Here is a 17,570-nt window from a genome sequence, read left to right as displayed (position 1 = left end):
CTTAAGGATGACGCGCGGCTCAGAAGCTGCGATCGCTCCAGTTGAGGGGACGTCTCTCGAAGAAGAATGCGTCCTGGACCGCTCAAAGATTGGCTGCCGTTGCCAGGAAACTTCAATCGAGTTCGACGTTCTCCCTCCGAAGCCCCTTCTTGCCGCGTAGGACGATACGATCGTGCGAGTATTGATCGTCGATGATCATCGAGTGGTCATATGGGGCTGCCGATCCCTGTTTGCTGCGGACGCTTCCATCCAAATCTCGGAGACGTCCGACGCAAACACGGGCAATCTTGCGTTTTGCAGGAAGCATCCCGAGGTGACCGTGATCGACACTGGTCTTCCCGATCGATCCGGACTCGAACTGGCGCAGCGGATATTCAAGAAGGATTCTGCTGCCAGGCTTGTCATCCTAGGCACGAACTACGCCTCCCTTTCGTGGCCGGCGCCGTCGAGGCGGGCATGCTAGGATGTGTCTCAAAAGCGAGCACCCTCAGCTGTTGGCGGATGCCATGCGGCCGCGGGAGAGCGCTTCATCTCTTCTTTTGGGAGCAGACCGTTGCTTTCCTGATTTCGGTCCCGGTGGCCTCGATGAGCGCCCGAGAGCTCAAGATTCTGCATCTTTTCGAGCGAGGTCGCCGGATCGCGAAAGTCGCATCAGAACTTGGCATTTCCTACAAGACGGCGGCCAATTCGACGTCCAAGCTCAAACCAAACTCGGCGTCAGAAATCACTCGGATCTCGTTCGGATCGCCGTAGAAATCGACCTTCACGGATCGTGAAGAGCGGGCGGACTTCTCGGGTCGGTGCTACCATTGAATTTCCTTGAATTGCAGTCCACGCTGCAGTAATTCGTCTGCAGCAGCTGCGCTCTCGTCTTGGCCGCCTCTCCGACCAGGCGATACCTGCCAACCATCGCCCTATCGGCCTCGACCTGATGGCGTATGCTTTCGTACAGTCGTAGTACGCTCTGGTCGCTCAGATGCTCGAAGTTCGCTGACGAAGTGGCTGCGGGTGGATTTTGCGCGCCGGTCGCTCGAATATCGGAAAGTGCCTGGTTAAGCGGTTTCTTCTGATCCATGCTTCTTCGCTTTTTTCCAAAAGCCCGTGACCGAGGCGCACGCGGCGCGGCGCCTCGGTCACGGTCCGTCAACGATAGCGATGCGGGTTGCCGCGGCCCCTGAACCAGCCGTAATGATGACCGCGTCCGCTATGCCAGCCATGGTGCCCGTGGCCGTGGCCGCCACCGCGGACTTGGATTACGCTTCGTCCTGCGGGCGATGATGGCGCCATTCCCAACCTTGCCGACGCTGGCCCCGCAAACGTCACCATCGCACTCAGCACAACAGCCGCAGTCATTTCGATTGCTTTCATATTTCTCTCCTCAGTTCGTTTCGCCTGTCCCGATCACAACGACGTCGATGCGGGGCCGGGTTCGCCCGCCTTCCACGTTCGTTTCATTCACCATGCGCCGAAAAATCCGCGATCTTCTGCAACCAATCTGCGCTCGGGCTCCTTCCGGATTCGGCGTTGCCTGCATACCAAACGGGTTGCTCTCAGCGATCAACAACGTTGACAAAGCCGTGGTGAAGGCACGACAGCCTGAGAGCGGCCTTAACTGCAGACGCGTCTGCTACCTCGAGTGGGCCTAAGTCGCGTCATTCGATTGCGGGCCTGTGAAGCACCTGATCACCTCGATCGACGGGTCCGCATTAGGGCTGAAGAAGGAACAGGAGATGTTGCCGCTCTTGCTCACGCTGGCGCTGGTTGTCGCACAACATCTCAAACCGGGCTTTGGCGGCGGTTGTGTCCTGACTTTGTCGCTTCAGTTCAACGAGATGCGCCTCGCATTCGGCCAACTGACGCTCTCCTTCAACTACCTGACGTTCGATTTCCCTCAATTGATCTAAAATGCCTTCTCTATACATCGCGGTTCACGCTGCCACGGGAGCTCCCCGAAACGATATACATTTAGCAGATCGAAAGTTCCCGACGACCATTGCAGGCACGCGGACCGCTCCAGGGCTGGTCTCAAGTAGCTTCTACCAGACCCATTCGGCATAGTCGCAGAAGATACAGCTCGAGTGCTAGGCACCGCCCTATTGATCACGCGGCTTACCTGTGGTCTTCGGGCGAGATTTAAGGAGGGTCGGCAGCGGAGGCATCTTCGAATGAGGCTCCGGGCTTTGCTCCGGATCGATTGCAGATTCCGTCGAATTCTTCCTGCGAACCGCAAGTCCAATGCAGCCAACGCTCACTACCGATGCTCCCGCGAGCATCAGCCACTGCGGCAATTGCTATGATGGCAGAACGTCCTTGGTCATCAGATGCGTCTACCGTTTTCGCGCAATTCACTCCAGGAGCTCATATGCGAACGCGCCACGCCTTCCGGGTCGTTTTCCTCGAACAATTCTTTGACCTCGCTCAACCGCAGCTTGGTGCCGGCCCGCCTGTGCACCAACAATACATGCCTGGTGCCGACCGCTATTCGGTCGCGTCGGATGTCATCCTGCTCGGCGTGATAGGCCTTCATGTCGGCCGTGAACTGGCGCGCGACTTCCGGCGGAATCTCGATCGGCTTTCGCTTGATGGACACCATCTAAAGATGGCCTGGCGGCCGCTCCCCGAGATTGGGCGGGTCCGTCGCTCCGTGGGCTGGAGCGCCGATCCCTCATCGCGCGATATGCATGGTCGGGATGTGGGGTTGGTCTGCCAATCCGCACGATTGGGCAAATCGTAAATCGACAAATGCCCGCGCGGCAATTGCCATTCCGAATTAGCCAGTGGATATAGGGCGAAGGCCAAGTCCTGGCGCAAAGGTGGTAGCGCGCCGCAGCAACTGCGAAGCCTGATGGGTGACACTCGGCAAAGAGGCGTAACGTCATGGGAGGAGAATGGCCGCTACAGCCTCCGAAGCCACGTTAGCCCCAGCTCAGCCCCCGAGCGATCCAGGGCACGACACGCGTCGGGGATGGGACAAGACGATGCACGAACTCAAATCTTACGTGGCTTTCGCCGTCGATACCGCTGGCGTCGCGCGCGCGACCTACGAGCTTCTTTGCATCGATGACGAGGAGGCATAGCAGCGAGCCGAACGTTATCTGAACGCGCATGACATTATCGAGCTTTGGGGCGACTACACACGCATTGCTCGTCTCAAGCGTAGCTGATGACAGGGCGCTTAGAGCCGGTACCGAGCTGGAGTGAAATGAGTTTATTGGGCGCGTCGCTGGTGGGCCAGCCAGGACTATGAAGTCAGTTACGTAAATCCAGGGTCGGTCTGGTGAATCCAAATCGAGGTGGCCCCAGCAACCCTTGGAGGCCCTGGGGGCGATTGCTGAGGCCACATGGCCAGTCCCGCGTCGGTCGAGATTGGTCAACCTGATCGCACACCGGATCCGGATAAGAGACAAGCGCGATCCTTAATTCTGCGCCACGATGCCAGGAACAGTGGCAATATTACCACTTGGCCCCTGCGCCCGGATTCACCTGCGATATGTCCGTCGCGTGACACAGGAAGTTTAGCGCTTGCGGGGGAGCTGATGAGCGGGCGTGCGGCGGCGATCTTATTACGTTCATTTGAGATCGGGTCCAAGAGGCCGCCGTCCTGCGTCAGCGGCCTCCTCGCTTTGCTTCATTGAATTGCAAAGGAGAGCGCCAACGCCATTCCCAGTTCACTCTTCTCCAGGGACTCAACCCGAGTAACTCGCGCCCCTCATGAGTTCATCGAGCACCCGATGCGGACTCATCAATCCCGCCAATGTTGGGAACGCGGGCCAAATTCTTCCGTTGATAATTTGAACATTGGAGAATTGCCATGGAGGACGACTACTTTCGCGATGCGGAGATTTGGTTAGCTGCTGCGGTCGGCTGCGGGCCGTCACTTCTCATCGCCGCCTTGATGATCGCATCGCTGATCCAGCCGCAGTTCCCCGGCTGATTAGGAAGCGCGGTCCGGTTTATCGCTCTCCCCTGGCCACCATAGCGACAGCGGGTTCATGGCGGACTTCTTGGTTGTCCGGCACACCACCCGACGGCTGCGCTTTCACCTGCCGAAAAAATCTGCCATGACGACCGAGGGCGCGCCGGCAATGCAGGATAAGGCAGCGATTGCCCATACTGAGCGGTTCATTGAAATGCCCAACGCAGTCCAGACGGGCAGGAAGGCCAGGTCTTGGTCGAAGTCCGTTTTTATGGTGAAGAAAGACCGGACGAGTGTCACCCTTGCTGAATTAGGCGTTTCAGCAAGGCTTCGTAGGCCTTCTCCGCCTCAGCGAATGTCTTGAACGGCGATCCGCCCACCCTCATGGCGGGCCTGCGCAAATCAAGGGAACTCCATGAGGCAACAACGCCGGGTGGCCCATGGAGACCAAGACCAATGCGGCTCTCGTTGCTGATCACGAACGAATAGCTTTGAGCGCTCGCGCTCCAGATCTCGATATCGGCTGTCGCGCGGCGGAAGTGCAGGGCCATTTCGCCCTCCACCGAGAAGTCCCTCTGCGCTTATCCAGAGGGACGCTTAACATGCTTTTGTGCGGTTGGCCGTTTCAGTCTCCCGCGCCAGCCGTTCTGCCTTTAGGCGCTCTCGATTATCGTGGAGCGCTTTCTGCGCTTTGGCGTAATCGCTCAAAGTTTCCTTCGCTTCGGCCTGCCTGAATATTTTGCGGGCTTCGCGTTCCGCTGCCGTGGGGGCCCGCCGTTCTCGGTCACTGATCATTGTTGACCTCCGTTTTGGGCTTGACCATTAACGCGCAGAGCTCACTTTCGATCCTATCCGAATAAGGAGCGCCGAACTTTAAGGCTGGTTTCGGTCGCGACGCACCTTCTGGATACCTCAGGCCTTTTGATAAGCTTCCGCTTGGGGCTGCTTGATCCGCCGCGCTGCCATTCCGGGTCGTCCTGTGCCCTCGTCGATTGCCACTCCTGCCAACTCGCGTGCGGTGGGCCCGTTGCGGTGCCGCCGACCTACTTTGGCGACGGTAACCCAGGCGACGTCAGCCACTCTGTCATGTTAGCGGCGGTTTCGTCGAAACGAGCCCTACCGAGCAGATATTCTCTCTAGGGACCTGGGGGAAGTTGCTTCGCCCTGTTCGCGCAGCTCTCTGGCTTCGTCGGCCAGTCGCACCTCACGTGGGGTACAGCTGTTTCACTCGTCTTCGTTTCATATTCCCACTCGGCTTGGTGTCCTGCCCGAGCTCTAACCTGCCTGCCGAAGCGCTGTTCAGAAAGCGAAGCCGCCAAAACGCCGGTGAACTAACCTATGTTGTGAGCGGATGTTGAAACAGGCGTTTTGGTGATAGTCATCGTCATCGTGGCCCTTGAGCCGACAAACGTCAGTCAACACGCGACCAGTGCCGCTCACATGAAGCTATCGAGGTTCGGGTTACGCCTCCAAGCGCCAAAAGCCCCAGCTCCCCACGTGTTTATTCCTCCCGTGTTGCCGCCGGTAGGGTCCGCCAAGCGGCTGAACGCTCTGCCGGTTCATCAACTTGCCCCAGTCGTGGGCCTGTCGTCGGTACCGTCGCTCCTCCGTCGAGCCAATATGGCAGGCTGCTTTGAACAGCTCAGGCCGATCTCGTTTTGCTCGAAGACAGATTGGCGAGACATTTTGCTGCCTAAGCGCGGCCTTCAGCACCGCACCGCTGGGCGCTCTGAACCGACCATGCAGGAACTTCTCTGGATAGGCTAGGTTACACGTGCGTCACACAGAGGAGGACACCCATGAAGACCCTAATTATCGGATCTATCGCCGCCGCGGCGGTGATCACTGCGGCGCATGCCGCCGAGACCATGTCGACAGCGCCGGCCGAGAGCTGGACCGTGACGAACTACTATAAGCAGTCGGTCTACGATCCGAAGGAAAGCAAGATCGGCGACGTTGACGATGTGCTCGTTGACAAATCCGGGAAGGTTAATGGCCTCGTGATCGGCGTCGGCGGGTTTCTCGGAGCGGGCGAGAAGGACGTCATCGTTCCTTTTACCGCGGTAAAGACCACCAAGAAGGACAACAAGTGGTGGCTCACCCTTAATGAGACGAAGGACGGCTTGAAGTCGGCGCCCGGATTCAAGTACGACAAGGCAAGCACGACCTGGGTCCCCGACAGCAAGTAGTCAGCCTGAGATCGTAGAGCGAAGTGTGATCGAGCATCCCGCTCGATCGATTTCGCTCACTGCCTGTCGATTGCCCTGGTTGATCAGCGTGCCGAGCCTCGTGGATACCGGAGCATCAATCGATCGCGGTATCCCCGCCGCCTCTGACCGAACGCCGCACGGGGATTGATGCCGCAAGTCACGTTCCTTCCAGATGCTGACGCGAGGCACTGTGCGCGCGTCTGGTACATGCAGTCGCCGGGATATCCGACACGTCCTCCCTGAACACACCACGGAGAATCTTGAGCGCTGGCAGGAGAAATCTGTGCCAAGCGCCGTCCTAGTCGCCCGGTAGTCGCTTCCGCCTGCCCCGGCGGAACCCTTCCGTGCGCAATCGCGTGGGGTTGATCCTTGGGGCGGTCCAATCGCGTACCGCCCTATTTTCATGTGTGCTAACTTAGCTGGGTAGCAAAATGGTAGGCAGTTCATGACTGACGATCAGGTCAATCTTGTCGTTCAGCACCTTTGCGAGCAATTGCACTTGGCGCTCCGACTGAAGGACAGCGAGGCACATCCACCCAACGCGAAGGATATTGGATTCGAGCCTGCCTCTGTAAGAACTGTGTTGCTGACCGGGTTGCGCTCGGCAGGCGTCACGATCCACCACGAGACAGCCGGGGCGAACGAAGAGCCGCCGTGGTCCTAGTCGCAAAACGCGGGACAGAAGCCCGGCACCCAGCGAGGTACTGCGCTCTATCCGGCGATCTGACGGCTGTCCTTGCGCAGCCTGCCGGCAAGTTCTGTAAGTGACAGCCTATGAAGTCGTTGTCGCTGGGCTTGATCGCGAGAGACTCGGCTGCGTTCATTCCTCACAAATGAACTTTTCCGACCGGCCACATCGACCACGTCGGAAGGTCAGAAGGTTGGGCCCGCCTCTCTCCAGACGCGAGCACCATGAGCTGGCCGCAGAACGGACATGGAGGGTCCTGTGTCTAGCGGATAGAGCAGAAAGTCTGGACATATCTGGCTCCGATCACGTTGGCACGACTGGTGGCGTTTCTGGATACTGGTTGAGCTCTATTTCAACAACATGCGGCGACGGACTTTGAAGGCGATAAAATCTAAACTCCTGCTCCTGAAGCGGACATCGAAACGTGACCGCGGCGTGATCCGGCAGTCGGCTCAACTCGGCCTTCAATTCGCCGACGGTGATGATCGGCGGCTCGGCAGTTTGGCTGGGTATCTCGTTCATTTGGGCGCTCCGGTTACCCGCCCTCGACAAGCCTACCGCTCAAACCCTACTTTCGTTCCCCAGCAAAAGCGAAGAGCGCGCCGGCTGACACCGGCGCGCTGCCTCGGGGAACAGATCTGAACGCCTCACCGCCCGAACAGACCGTCCCGGGTGGCCCACCCGGCCGGGCCGTGACTGCGCTCTTCGCTGGCCCTGTTCGCAATCGCCAAAAGTGCCCTGTGACCAACAGGAGCGTTCGCCTGCGTCGTCCCAGAGCATACGATGCAACCTGTGGCCCCGCATCAAGCGCGCCAGGTCCATTTTTGTAAGGTCCCCGATGGCATATCTTTTCATGCCGCATGCGCATAATGCACCCGCCGTCATCTGCTCGTTCGTCCGTCAGACACCCGAGACCGAAGCTGCCTTCAAGTTGCCTTCCGTCTCCGTGTCGACCTTAAAACCCCTTGCGGATAAATCACGACCCAGGGTCTCGGGAAGCAGAAGTGAGGAGAGAATGAAGATAGTCGCAGCGGGAAGGGCCACGGCGACCATCCCGTTCAGCAGGCTTCCGCCTAGATGCCCGGCCGCGAGCGGTACAATCACGGGGGCTATGCTGCCAAGCCCTCGACCTCCCATATAGAATGTAGACACCGCCGTCGCACGCAGGTTGACCGGATAGAGTTCGGAAATCCAGACGCCGGTCACACCCAGCGCCACGTTGCCAATGCCGAAACAGATGTAGAGCCAGAACATCGGCCATTCGGCCTTCGATCCGGCGTAGAGCTGACTGCCCCAGACGGCCATACCAACCAGAGACCCGACCCAAAACAGCGCGGGCACGAGAGCTCCGAAGCGGCGGCCAGCTCTGTCGTTGAAAAAACCGTTCGCGAGGTAGCAAATGCCGCTGACTACGGAGAGCAGGACGGCCGTCGTACGGACGACATCACCCGGCGTATGCATATCACGCAGCAGCAGCGTCGGAATAAAAGACACGACGCTGTAGTAGCAGAGCATATAGCTCATCAACCATACGAAGCCGATGACGGTTTGCCGTGCCAGCCCGTTCCGGAAGAGATCAGCGAGCGGAAGTGTGCGAGCTTCTGCCGTGGCCCGGCTGGCCTTGCGTTGCGCCTCATACTCTAGCCAGATCTTGGATTCAGGCATGAAGAAGCGAATAAAGATGATCAGCAGAATGGGCACGCCGCCACTCAGCAAGCCGATGCGCCAGCTCCACTCGTCACTGAACGTTGCAATCAGCCAGATGCCAACGATTGAAGCCGTGGACGACGCGATCACGGCGCAACCTTGGAGCGCGGCCGCCCCCAAACCTCGGCTGCCTTTTTTCCAGGCCTCGTTGAAGAGCACCATGCCAACGCCGTACTCGCCGCCGAGACCGATACCGGTGATCAGGCGCAGCGCGGCAAGAGACCAGTAATTCCATGCGAACGCCGAAACGATCGCGGCGACGGAAAACAGTGCGATTGTGAGCTGAAGCGAGGTCTTTCGGCCAAATCGATCACCGATAACGCCGAATAGCGCTCCACCGATGGCCGATCCGAACAATGTAAGCGCTTGCAGCGAGCCGACCTCGGTGAGCGATAGCGACATCGATCGCTGGATCGCAGGCAAGAGGAACGGGAATATCAGAACGTCATAGAAGTCGAGTATGTAGCCCAGCATCGCCGATATCATGATCGAATACCGTTGCCCCGGGGTGTAGTCTTCCGAACTCGAGGTGGCTGCCGACATGTGACGCGTTCCTGTTGGAGGATTGAGATCGATAGACGTGCCGAGACGCTTGCTGCCTCTTTGAGGGTCGAACGGCGCTTCGGCATTTATTGGGGGTCACAAGCGCGATCCGGTATCATTCGGAGCGCATTCGCGACTCAGGACTTGCGCGCGTGATGCGGAGCCTAGCGGCCCGGTGCCTTCAACGCCGAATAAGCAAAATCGCCCTTGTCGAGGATGTGGATATCGTCGAGCCAGAGGCTGCAGCCGCGAAGCGGAATGTCCAAATGACACGGCGTGTCATTCGTACCGCCGAGCTCCGTGTTCGGACCCGTCGAGAACAGGACGTTCCCGTAGAAGGAGAGCGCATTCATGATGTGCTCCGACGAGAGTTCCTGGGAAGCGGCGATGTGGTGCCAGGTGGCACGCTCGTTCGCCCCCCAGCCGATATGCGAGATCGCCCAGCCGCGCGTATCGCCGAAGCTGTCGATATAATTCTTGATGAGCAACGCATCGGTGCCTTCGCCCTTGAGGTCGACGATGTAGCCTTCCTTGATGGTCAGCGTGACCGGCGACTGGATGTAACGTTTAAACGCGCAGAGGATGTCACCGGGCATCAGCACCACGGTGCCGTTGACCTCGCCGTCGGTCGCCTGAGTAAAGGCAAAACCTGACGGGAAGTGATCCCAGCGCCCGGGCTCATCCGTGTATCCGTATTCGGAAATGACTGGGTATTGCTTCAGGCCATAGATGACATCCGTTCCGCCCGGCGACGTGATCCGCATTTTGCCGGCCGACTGCAGCAGGGTTCGCGAGAGCTCTGTTCGCCGGCGCAGATCTTCGGTCGGGAACATCTTCTTGAGGATGTGGAACGGCTCCATCACACGCAGGATGCGCGTGCCTGCCTCCTGAATTTCGAGCTGCTCACGGGAGAACAGCAACCCCAGAAGATCGATCACCATATCCACGCGCTTGAGTGTATCGATCGCCGGCTGGTTGCCCGCGAGCGCATGCCGGCCCTGCAAGCCCGCGACCTTGCCCTGGCCGTACTTGGGTACGTTGAGATGAAAGGTCGTTGCGCTCAGGCTTTGCGCAGCAAGCATGAAAGCCTGGGCGTATTCCTGCTGATCCTCGCCGCCGCTCAGGACCGCGACGACTTCGCCCTTCTTTACCTTGCAGAGTGTCAGCTCGGCCTTGAACAGCTCGAGCATTTCAACATCAACGATTTGCCGGGACATCTTTATTGATCTCCTGTTTGCCGAACGTAGAAACGCCGTCGCCGAACCGATCGCGCGGTCGCGCCAGAAGCTCTTCGACGATCGAAAGAAAGCCTTCGGTATCGTCGATCTGCATTTGGTGCCCCGCATTCTCCAGCGTCCTGATCGCAAGTGACGGCAGCAATCTGCGAATTTCTGCTTCATCTTCGGGCCGAATGACCCCTCCCCGCCCCGCAACGATTAATGCGGTCGGAACGCTAAGGTGGGCGAGGTCGCGATGAATGTCATCGTGATGAAAGCCCCTGTGACCTTCGATGAGCGCGCGCTCGTCGCAAGTATGCATCCACTCCGCCCTGGTGCGGATGTGCTGCTCAGGCCACCGAGGAGCGGAAGGGCTGCGCAGAGCTGCGTCGATCTCGCCAAGCTTTGCGCTATGAAGCAGTTTGAGGAGGGGTTCGATCGGAATCGGGTAGGCCCGGCGTCCCGGACCAGAGACCGGTGGATCGATCAATATCAGCTGTTCAACAGATGATGACCGCCAACGTGCAGCACGTACTCCGATACGGCCGCCCATTGAGTGGCCCATCAGTGTGTACGGACCAAGTCCGAGCGCTTCAGCGAACGAGACGAGATCGGATGCGCACGCGTCGAGAGAGTAATTGAGATGCGGGCCACTTTCGGACAGGCCGCGACCGCGGACATCGAGCACGTATACGTCGTGTCCGATGCACAATCGCTCCGCGATGAAAGCCCATTGCGCCGCGGTGGTCGATATGCCCGGCACAATCACGATAGCAGGTCCTGTTCCGCCGAAACGCAGATAGTGCTGACGGATGCCGTTGGCACGCACATGTGCCCCATACAGAAGTCCGGAGGCTGGGGCGCGGCTCATGTCGGCCAGTCCTCTTTGCGGAAGTCCGACAGCGGACGAAGGCGCTCGATTGCGACTTCCGTCGGCACCACATCTGCGTATTTGCTGGCGATATCGAACAGGTTGACGGCGTGCGACGTGGGCGAGCGGTCATAGACGGCATCGCTTGGCACGATTGATTTGAAGTTCAGCGCGCACGCATCTACGACCGAGGCCCGCACGCAGCCGCTGGTCGTGCAGCCCGCCACCACAAGCGAGTCGACGGCAGCCCCGATCAGATACGTCGCAAGCGGAGTACCGAAGAATGCGCTTGCCTGCGTCTTCGGCAGCAGCAACTCGCCGGGCTCCGGAGCCACCTCACGGACGAACTCATAGCCCTCGGGCGGGATCCGCATGATACCGGGGATCTTCGCGGAGAACGCGCCCTGGTCCTGGCCCACCTTCCGCGCGACATGCGGGAAAACGACCGGCCACCTCTTCTCGCGAAACAGCCGCACCAATTCGGCGATGTGTGCAACGGCATGCCAACCAGCCTCGCCGCAGCTGGTGGGGTATTGCTTGATCGCTTCGCGGATCGGCATCGGCCGGTCGCCGACCGAACGATACTGCACGTCGATGACCAGCAACGCCGGTCGTTTGCCGAATCCCGCTGCGCCACCCAGCCCGGCGAGAGCATAGGTCTCGCGCTCATCGGGGGGTATCACAGCGTCCCAAGGTTGCCTGTTGCCAGTCACTGTTGTGCTCCAGCCGTCATACTCGCGGGGATGTCAGTGAAGCGGCACGGTGGTCGCGTCGTACCGGTAAATCCAATCGTATCGCGCAGCCGACGCCTCCGGCGCCCACTGAGTCCTGATGTAATCACTCGCCGTCTCCGGCGTGCTCAGCTCTTGGCTATGGAAGATCGGCAGCATGCTGGCCGCGGACTTCGTGACCACCGTGGTACGATCGAGCCGTAGGCTCTGATAGGTCTTGAATGCTACCGGGAGGTCATCGGGTTGCTCCTCGAAACAACGCGCGAGAACGGATGCGTCCTCCAGGGCCATGTTCACACCCTGCCCGAGGTATGGGAGCATCGAATGGCAAGCGTCGCCGAGCAGGGTGATACGTCCCTTTGACCACGTATCCAGCGAGGGCCGCACGAACAGGCCCCACTTGTTCAGCGTATCCACGTTCTTGATCAGATCGATGATGTCCGGATGCCAACCCTCGAAGTCCTTCAGGCACTCCTCGGCCGAGCCCTTCTCCGACCAGGATTCGAGCAGCCAGTCGTCATGGTCGACCTGGCCCGAAAAGGTCATCATGACCGTGTTCTGCCAGCGGACCGGATAGGCCGTGACATGCGCGGTGGGCCCAATCCATGTTGCCACCTCGGGTTCGCGTTGATGCGGCGCAAGGCGGCCGACCGGCACAAGGCCGCGCCACGCGATAGCCTTCGTGTACTGGCTCTCGATGTTGCCGATGAGGCCAAGGCGGACCTTCGAATGAGCACCGTCGGCGCCGATAAGCGCGCGACCTTCGACTTCGGAGCCGTCGGCGAGCTTGGCCTGAACCCTTTCGTCGTCCTGACTGAACCCGACAACGCGAGCGTTCAAGTGGATGGCGCCCGGCTTCAGCTCGCGCACGCCGTCAACAAGGATCCTCAGCAAGTGAGCGCGTAGCAACAAATAAGGTTGGTTGCGCGCCGCGTCGGAGCTGCGATCGTAGAGGGGCCACCGGTCTCCGGTATTCCAGAGCCGGATCGAGCGTCGCTCTGCGGCAATGCAGTTCTGCTCTACCTGCTCGGTGAGGCCGAGATCCCTGAGAACACGCACTCCGTTCATGGAGACCCAGAGACCAGCTCCCACCTCGCGTAGCTCGGGCGCTTGCTCGAACACGTCGCAATCGATGCCGCGACGAAGCAACGACAGCGCCATCGCCAAGCCACCAATGCCCGCGCCGGCAATGATGACGCTCGATTTACTGACCCGTTCAATACTCATGACATCTCCAACGATAAGTACGCTGTCTCGCGATCGGTTAAGCGGCATCTTCGGAGACTTGCCGGGCGGCAAGGCTCCTTACGGCTTCGAAAATCTTGGTGTATCCCGTGCAACGGCATAGGTTGCCGTGCAGGTAGTGACGGATTTCTTCATCGGTGGGGTGCGGCGTCGCCTTCAGCAGCGCTGTGACCGCCATAATGAAGCCAGGCGTGCAGAAGCCACACTGAAGGCCGCCGTGAAGCACGAACGCCTTCTGAATCCGTGACAGGCCATCGGGCGGCGTCACGCCCTCAATGGTCGTGACTTCCCGCCGATCAACATCGACGGCGAGTGTGGTGCAACTCGAGATCGGTTCACCGTCGAGCAGAACGGTGCACGCGCCACATACTTCCATGTCGCAGGAACGCTTGGTTCCCTTCAGACCAAGGCGATCCCGGATCAGATCGATCAACAGCGTATGGGTCGGGACCTCGATCGCGGTCACCCGGCCGTTCAACGAGAATGAAATGTGCAGCACATGTATCATGTCATGCGCTCCCGCCTGCCGCGATGGCCTCTTCGGCGTTTCGCAGCAACAAGACACCCGCAAGGTGGCGCTTATAGTCGGCGCCGCCATGCCTATCCTCATTGACTTCAAGCTCATCCAGTGCCGTCGGGAGCACCGCCTCGATAGCCGGGCGAACCTCGGCGACGGATATGCCCTGGAGGGCTTCTTCAACTGCCTTCAAGGGCTGAGGTCGCGAGCCGAGCGCTCCGACCCGCACGCGGGCGCTTCTGATCCTCCTTCCGTTGGCGTCCAGCGACCAGGCCATGGCGACGTTCACCGAGGGCCTCTCACCGTGCTTGAACCGCCGATAGGTCACGGGCCCAGAGGGGCGCGGAAACACCACGCGCGTCAGCAACTCGTCGGGCTCCCGCACCGTTTCCAGCTCGCTCCGGATAAAATCGTCGGCGTGGACCAAGCGGGTGCCGCTCGGACCTTGAAGCACCAGCCGCGCATCCAACGCCCCAAGCATCGTTGGCGGATCCGCATGCGGCTCGCCGAAGCACAGATTGCCGCCGATTGTTCCGACGCTGCGGACCCGGACGTTCGCCACTTCGGCACAGAGCGAGGCCAGCGCCGGCACATGTTCGCGAATGACGGGATCGCCCGCGATCTTTGCGTGCGTGCAGCGCGAGCCGATTTCCAGCTCGTTCGCGTCGTTCAGGACGATGCGATCGAGGCCGGGGATTCCCTTGATGTCGATAAGCCGCTCGGTATGGATGACGCGCATCTTCATCGCCAGCAGCAATTCGGTGCCGCCGGAATAAAACATGCCGTCGCCCTCCTGCCCGACCGCCCTGATGGCGTCGGCGATGGTGGATGCCCTCTCAAATTCGAAAGGAGTCGGCAGCATGATCAGGCCGCGCCTAGCAGGTTTTTGAGTCGCGTCTCGAATTCCTCGAAATTCTGGTCAACGCGGCGTCTGATGATCCCGAGTCCCATGGTCGCCAGGCGCCCCTGGATGTCGACCTTCGCGTCGACGGCCAGCTTGGATCCCGAGTCTTCCGGAATCACGCTGACGTCGAGGATGACCGCGAGCCTGGTCCCGGTGATTTTGTCGCGGCCCGTGGCACGAGTGCGGACGTGAGACGGCTCCGTCATCGACTCGACAAGGATCTCGGCCGGCACTTCGAGCTTGAAAGGCCCGATCTTCTGCTTGACCGTCGCCTTGTAGGATTCCAGCCGCGCGATCTCTTCGACGTCCTCGCATCCGGGGATGCAGGACGAGATGCTGGGCACGTCAATCAACGTCTTCCAGAGATCCTCTGGCGTCGCCGGCACCAGCATCGACATATTGAATTCCATGAACTCACTTCCTCTTCTGCAAGGCGCGCCACACCTTTTCAGGCGTCATCGGGAGACTGGTAATTCGGATGCCGTAGGCCGAGAACAGCGCATTGGCGATTGCCGGCGCGACGGGCAGGATCGCTCCTTCGCCCATTCCTTTCGCGCCGCCCGGACCCGGCCCGTCGCCATTCTCGACCAGGATGGTGTCGAACACCGGCGGCACGTCCGAAATGCGCGGGATCGTGTAGTCGATCGGCGTCGCGTTGACGGGCTGACCGTCCTCGAATTCCAGCTGTTCATAGAGCGCGTGTCCGAAGCCCATGGCGGCGGCGCCCTCGTCCTGCCCTTCGGCGGCGACGCGATTGATCACGCGCCCGACGTCGGCGGCGCTCGCGTAACGGGGCACGTGAATCTCGCCGGTGTCCTCATCGACGACGATTTCCGCGAGGCCAGCGGACGTTTCCCAGAACAGCGGTGACTCGGCCAGCGCGCCCTTCTTCGAGCGCGGTGTGATCGCGCCACGCCCGACGACCTCCCCGGAATCGACGCCCAGCGTGCGGTGGAAAATCTGATGGAAGGTCAGAACCTCCGACCCGGTAGAGACGCCCCCCTCGACCAGCGACAAGCCTTCCTTGGACAGCTCCCAGACATCCGCGACCATGTCGAAGATCTGATCGGCGGCATCGAGCGCCGCGTTCTCGACAGACAGGCCGACCACGACGGTCGATCGGCTCGCGCCCGTGCCCCAGTCGTATGGGGCGACGGCCGTATCTGCGCGCAAGGTGCTGACTGCGGAAAGCGGCTGCTTCAGCGTCTGCGCTGCGATCCGGGCCATGGTTGCATGCGCGCCCTGGCCGACTTCGATGCTTGAGACCGAAACCAGGATCGATCCATCGATCTTGAGACGGACGATCGCGTTGGCGATCGGCGTGTTCGCCGGATCGGTCGCGGCGACCGCCATTCCGCGAGACCGCCGGTTGGATACCTGCACTTCTGATGCGAACGACTGGGTCACGCGGCCTATCAGCTCACTCATGTCCATGTCGAGCGGCCGCAAATCGGGGCGGATGCGTTCACCGCGGGGCGCCAGGTTCAGCAACCGAAACTCCGCTGGATCCATGCCGATCGCGGCCGCCACATTGTCCATGTGCGATTCTTTGGCCCAAACAGCTTGCGGTCCACCGATGGAACGGAAGGCAGCGCCGGGAACGGTGTTGGTATAGACGGCCGTGGCCTCGAGCCGCAGGTTCGGCACCGCATAGGGGCCGATGATGCGATTGGCTGATTTGGTGGCGACAGCCGCACCGGTGTCGGAATAGGCGCCGCCATCGAGTAGCAGTTTGGCGCTCTTGGCGAGTATTCGCCCCTTTGCGTCCACAGCCGTGCGAATCTCGATCTCGGCCCCGAGCCTTCGGCAGGTCAGCATCGAATCGGAAATGGATTGGGCCACGCGGACAGCGCGCTGCACCTTCCACGAGGCTGCCGCCACCAGCGGCTCGATCTTCACCGACGCCTTGCCGCCGAAGCCGCCGCCGACGAAAGGGACGATCACACGGACCTTAGCCAACTGCAGACCGAACAGACGCGACAGCACCTTTTGAACCGCGGTCGGCGTCTGCGCACCGGCCCAGACCGTGAGGGAATCGCCCTTGAAGTCCGCGATGACGGCGTGCGGCTCCATCGAAAAGTGAGAGATGGCCGGAAACGTGAAGTGATCCTCGTGAACGTAGGCAGCGGCCGCCTCGGCGGCGTCGACGTCGCCGACATTGCTGCGGTAGGTGTGGAAGATGTTGCTGCCTTGCGTCGGCTTGGCTCCACCCTTGAAATAGAAGTCCTGAAGATTTTCGTGGTGTTCGTGGATCAGCGGCGCGTCTTCCGCCATGGCCTCCTGGATGGTCGTAGCGCGCGGAAGCTCATCGTATTGGACATCAACTAGTTCTGCGGCGTTTTCCGCGATCTCGATGGTTTCAGCGATCACCACGGCGACGGGTTCGCCTATATATCGCACGCGGTCGGTGGCAATGATCGGCCGGTCCTTGAGCACAACGCCCCAGCACCCGAACGAGACAACATCCTCACCGATCAGCACGTCCACGACACCGTCCATTAAACGGGCGGCGCCCGTTTCGATCGAAACGATGCGGGCATGAACGGCCGGCGAGCGAACCACAAATCCGTGCAGCATCCCCGGGACCATCAGGTCGGCAATGTATTCGGCGCGCCCGGTGACTTTCTCGATCAGGTCTGGTCGAACGGAGCTCATTTGGTCAGTTGCCGACATTCGTGAAGCCGATGGTGCCTTGGTGCCCCGCTGAGGCGATCTGAGGACACTACGGCATTCATCACTTGTATGCAAGTGCTGCACTTGTACACATGATCTATGATGCACCGCACCGCGAATGAGGGGAGCCCGTCCAACAGCTCGCGGCCGAATGTTGAGCGCCGCACGGCTTCAGTCCTTAAAGCTGTAGATGTCCGCCACCCGGACGACCGAGGAGCCGGGAAACGGGCAGCTCGTGCCGGATCACAACACGGCGGTGGGACGATAAAGTCGGTCTCCGGCCAACAAAGATGGATTCCTGAGTTCAACGAATGTAGACCAATGATCGGCGCCGAGGACTTCGGAGTC

The 17,570-nt window shown here is 60.3% G+C and carries 18 protein-coding genes; 5 read left to right on the top strand and 13 right to left on the bottom strand.

The window, feature by feature from the left end; genetic code table 11:
• Window positions 1-172 precede the first annotated feature (172 nt).
• Together ACE103_RS05715 and ACE103_RS05710 are read left to right on the top strand one after the other, a co-directional pair.
• Entirely contained in the window at window positions 173-463 is a 291-nt protein-coding gene (locus ACE103_RS05715) for a response regulator (RefSeq protein WP_223970450.1), read from the top strand.
• Window positions 464-1,670: 1,207 nt separating this feature from the next.
• Complete coding sequence (locus tag ACE103_RS05710; protein ID WP_375778649.1) at window positions 1,671-1,904, top strand: hypothetical protein; 234 nt, start codon at window positions 1,671-1,673, stop codon at window positions 1,902-1,904.
• Between the two features lie 413 nt (window positions 1,905-2,317).
• On the opposite strand, the gene ACE103_RS05705 is transcribed toward ACE103_RS05710, so the two are convergent.
• A complete protein-coding gene (locus tag ACE103_RS05705; protein ID WP_375778648.1) occupies window positions 2,318-2,593 on the bottom strand; it encodes a hypothetical protein in 276 nt (91 codons plus the stop codon).
• Window positions 2,594-3,811: 1,218 nt separating this feature from the next.
• Between ACE103_RS05705 and ACE103_RS05700 the strand changes: the two genes are divergently transcribed.
• Window positions 3,812-3,934 (top strand): hypothetical protein, encoded by a 123-nt coding sequence (locus ACE103_RS05700; RefSeq protein ID WP_263009984.1) that lies wholly within the window; start codon window positions 3,812-3,814, stop codon window positions 3,932-3,934.
• A gap of 278 nt (window positions 3,935-4,212) precedes the next feature.
• On the opposite strand, the gene ACE103_RS05695 is transcribed toward ACE103_RS05700, so the two are convergent.
• Window positions 4,213-4,467 (bottom strand): hypothetical protein, encoded by a 255-nt coding sequence (locus tag ACE103_RS05695; protein WP_375778647.1) that lies wholly within the window; start codon window positions 4,465-4,467, stop codon window positions 4,213-4,215.
• A gap of 1,248 nt (window positions 4,468-5,715) precedes the next feature.
• On the opposite strand from ACE103_RS05695, the gene ACE103_RS05690 reads away from it, so the two are divergent.
• Window positions 5,716-6,105, top strand: a complete 390-nt coding sequence (locus ACE103_RS05690; protein WP_223970459.1) for a PRC-barrel domain-containing protein — start codon at window positions 5,716-5,718, stop codon at window positions 6,103-6,105.
• Window positions 6,106-6,188: 83 nt separating this feature from the next.
• Here the strand turns inward: ACE103_RS05690 and ACE103_RS05685 are convergent, their stop codons facing one another.
• A complete protein-coding gene (locus ACE103_RS05685; protein ID WP_375778646.1) occupies window positions 6,189-6,416 on the bottom strand; it encodes a DUF3551 domain-containing protein in 228 nt (75 codons plus the stop codon).
• A 155-nt stretch (window positions 6,417-6,571) separates the two neighbouring features.
• On the opposite strand from ACE103_RS05685, the gene ACE103_RS05680 reads away from it, so the two are divergent.
• Window positions 6,572-6,790 carry a hypothetical protein gene (locus ACE103_RS05680; protein WP_375778645.1) on the top strand — a complete coding sequence of 73 codons (219 nt, stop codon included), beginning with the start codon at window positions 6,572-6,574 and terminating at the stop codon, window positions 6,788-6,790.
• Between the two features lie 327 nt (window positions 6,791-7,117).
• Here the strand turns inward: ACE103_RS05680 and ACE103_RS05675 are convergent, their stop codons facing one another.
• From ACE103_RS05675 to ACE103_RS05630, 10 genes are all read right to left on the bottom strand, one after another.
• Window positions 7,118-7,336, bottom strand: a complete 219-nt coding sequence (locus ACE103_RS05675) for a hypothetical protein (RefSeq protein ID WP_375778644.1) — start codon at window positions 7,334-7,336, stop codon at window positions 7,118-7,120.
• 378 nt (window positions 7,337-7,714) lie between these two features.
• Complete coding sequence (locus tag ACE103_RS05670; RefSeq protein WP_375778643.1) at window positions 7,715-9,064, bottom strand: MFS transporter; 1,350 nt, start codon at window positions 9,062-9,064, stop codon at window positions 7,715-7,717.
• 164 nt (window positions 9,065-9,228) lie between these two features.
• Window positions 9,229-10,281 carry a leucyl aminopeptidase gene (locus ACE103_RS05665; RefSeq protein WP_375778642.1) on the bottom strand — a complete coding sequence of 351 codons (1,053 nt, stop codon included), beginning with the start codon at window positions 10,279-10,281 and terminating at the stop codon, window positions 9,229-9,231.
• A complete protein-coding gene (locus ACE103_RS05660; protein WP_375778641.1) occupies window positions 10,262-11,152 on the bottom strand; it encodes an alpha/beta fold hydrolase in 891 nt (296 codons plus the stop codon). Before ACE103_RS05660 ends, ACE103_RS05665 begins: the two co-directional genes overlap by 20 nt.
• Window positions 11,149-11,865 carry an isochorismatase family protein gene (locus tag ACE103_RS05655; protein ID WP_375778640.1) on the bottom strand — a complete coding sequence of 239 codons (717 nt, stop codon included), beginning with the start codon at window positions 11,863-11,865 and terminating at the stop codon, window positions 11,149-11,151. Before ACE103_RS05655 ends, ACE103_RS05660 begins: the two co-directional genes overlap by 4 nt.
• A 33-nt stretch (window positions 11,866-11,898) precedes the next feature.
• Window positions 11,899-13,110, bottom strand: a complete 1,212-nt coding sequence (locus ACE103_RS05650; protein WP_375778639.1) for an FAD-dependent monooxygenase — start codon at window positions 13,108-13,110, stop codon at window positions 11,899-11,901.
• A gap of 37 nt (window positions 13,111-13,147) precedes the next feature.
• The gene (locus ACE103_RS05645; RefSeq protein WP_375778638.1) at window positions 13,148-13,636 is read right to left on the bottom strand and encodes a (2Fe-2S)-binding protein; all 489 of its coding nucleotides are present in this window, start codon (window positions 13,634-13,636) and stop codon (window positions 13,148-13,150) included.
• A gap of 1 nt (window position 13,637) precedes the next feature.
• Window positions 13,638-14,507: an FAD binding domain-containing protein gene (locus tag ACE103_RS05640; protein ID WP_375778637.1), complete on the bottom strand. Its 870-nt coding sequence runs from the start codon at window positions 14,505-14,507 to the stop codon at window positions 13,638-13,640.
• Window positions 14,508-14,509: 2 nt separating this feature from the next.
• Window positions 14,510-14,947, bottom strand: a complete 438-nt coding sequence (locus ACE103_RS05635) for a CoxG family protein (protein WP_375778636.1) — start codon at window positions 14,945-14,947, stop codon at window positions 14,510-14,512.
• A gap of 16 nt (window positions 14,948-14,963) precedes the next feature.
• Window positions 14,964-17,222, bottom strand: coding sequence for a xanthine dehydrogenase family protein molybdopterin-binding subunit (locus ACE103_RS05630; protein WP_375778635.1), 2,259 nt, complete (start codon window positions 17,220-17,222; stop codon window positions 14,964-14,966).
• Window positions 17,223-17,570 lie beyond the last annotated feature (348 nt).

The organism is Bradyrhizobium sp. ma5 (assembly GCF_042258955.1).
Lineage (GTDB): Bacteria > Pseudomonadota > Alphaproteobacteria > Rhizobiales > Xanthobacteraceae > Bradyrhizobium.
Note: the sequence above shows the minus strand (reverse complement) of the source record. Positions and strands in the feature narration are given on the sequence as shown.

Excerpts from the sequence above, each read along its gene's own strand:
- ACE103_RS05705 (WP_375778648.1), bottom strand. The coding sequence starts at position 2,593 with ATGGTGTCCATCAAGCGAAAGCCGATCGAGATTCCGCCGGAAGTCGCG.
- ACE103_RS05700 (WP_263009984.1), top strand. The coding sequence starts at position 3,812 with ATGGAGGACGACTACTTTCGCGATGCGGAGATTTGGTTAGCTGCTGCG.
- ACE103_RS05695 (WP_375778647.1), bottom strand. The coding sequence starts at position 4,467 with ATGGCCCTGCACTTCCGCCGCGCGACAGCCGATATCGAGATCTGGAGC.
- ACE103_RS05690 (WP_223970459.1), top strand. The coding sequence starts at position 5,716 with ATGAAGACCCTAATTATCGGATCTATCGCCGCCGCGGCGGTGATCACT.
- ACE103_RS05680 (WP_375778645.1), top strand. The coding sequence starts at position 6,572 with ATGACTGACGATCAGGTCAATCTTGTCGTTCAGCACCTTTGCGAGCAA.
- ACE103_RS05675 (WP_375778644.1), bottom strand. The coding sequence starts at position 7,336 with ATGAACGAGATACCCAGCCAAACTGCCGAGCCGCCGATCATCACCGTC.
- ACE103_RS05670 (WP_375778643.1), bottom strand. The coding sequence starts at position 9,064 with ATGTCGGCAGCCACCTCGAGTTCGGAAGACTACACCCCGGGGCAACGG.
- ACE103_RS05665 (WP_375778642.1), bottom strand. The coding sequence starts at position 10,281 with ATGTCCCGGCAAATCGTTGATGTTGAAATGCTCGAGCTGTTCAAGGCC.
- ACE103_RS05660 (WP_375778641.1), bottom strand. The coding sequence starts at position 11,152 with ATGAGCCGCGCCCCAGCCTCCGGACTTCTGTATGGGGCACATGTGCGT.
- ACE103_RS05650 (WP_375778639.1), bottom strand. The coding sequence starts at position 13,110 with ATGAGTATTGAACGGGTCAGTAAATCGAGCGTCATCATTGCCGGCGCG.
- ACE103_RS05645 (WP_375778638.1), bottom strand. The coding sequence starts at position 13,636 with ATGATACATGTGCTGCACATTTCATTCTCGTTGAACGGCCGGGTGACC.
- ACE103_RS05640 (WP_375778637.1), bottom strand. The coding sequence starts at position 14,507 with ATGCTGCCGACTCCTTTCGAATTTGAGAGGGCATCCACCATCGCCGAC.
- ACE103_RS05635 (WP_375778636.1), bottom strand. The coding sequence starts at position 14,947 with ATGTCGATGCTGGTGCCGGCGACGCCAGAGGATCTCTGGAAGACGTTG.
- ACE103_RS05630 (WP_375778635.1), bottom strand. The coding sequence starts at position 17,222 with ATGTCGGCAACTGACCAAATGAGCTCCGTTCGACCAGACCTGATCGAG.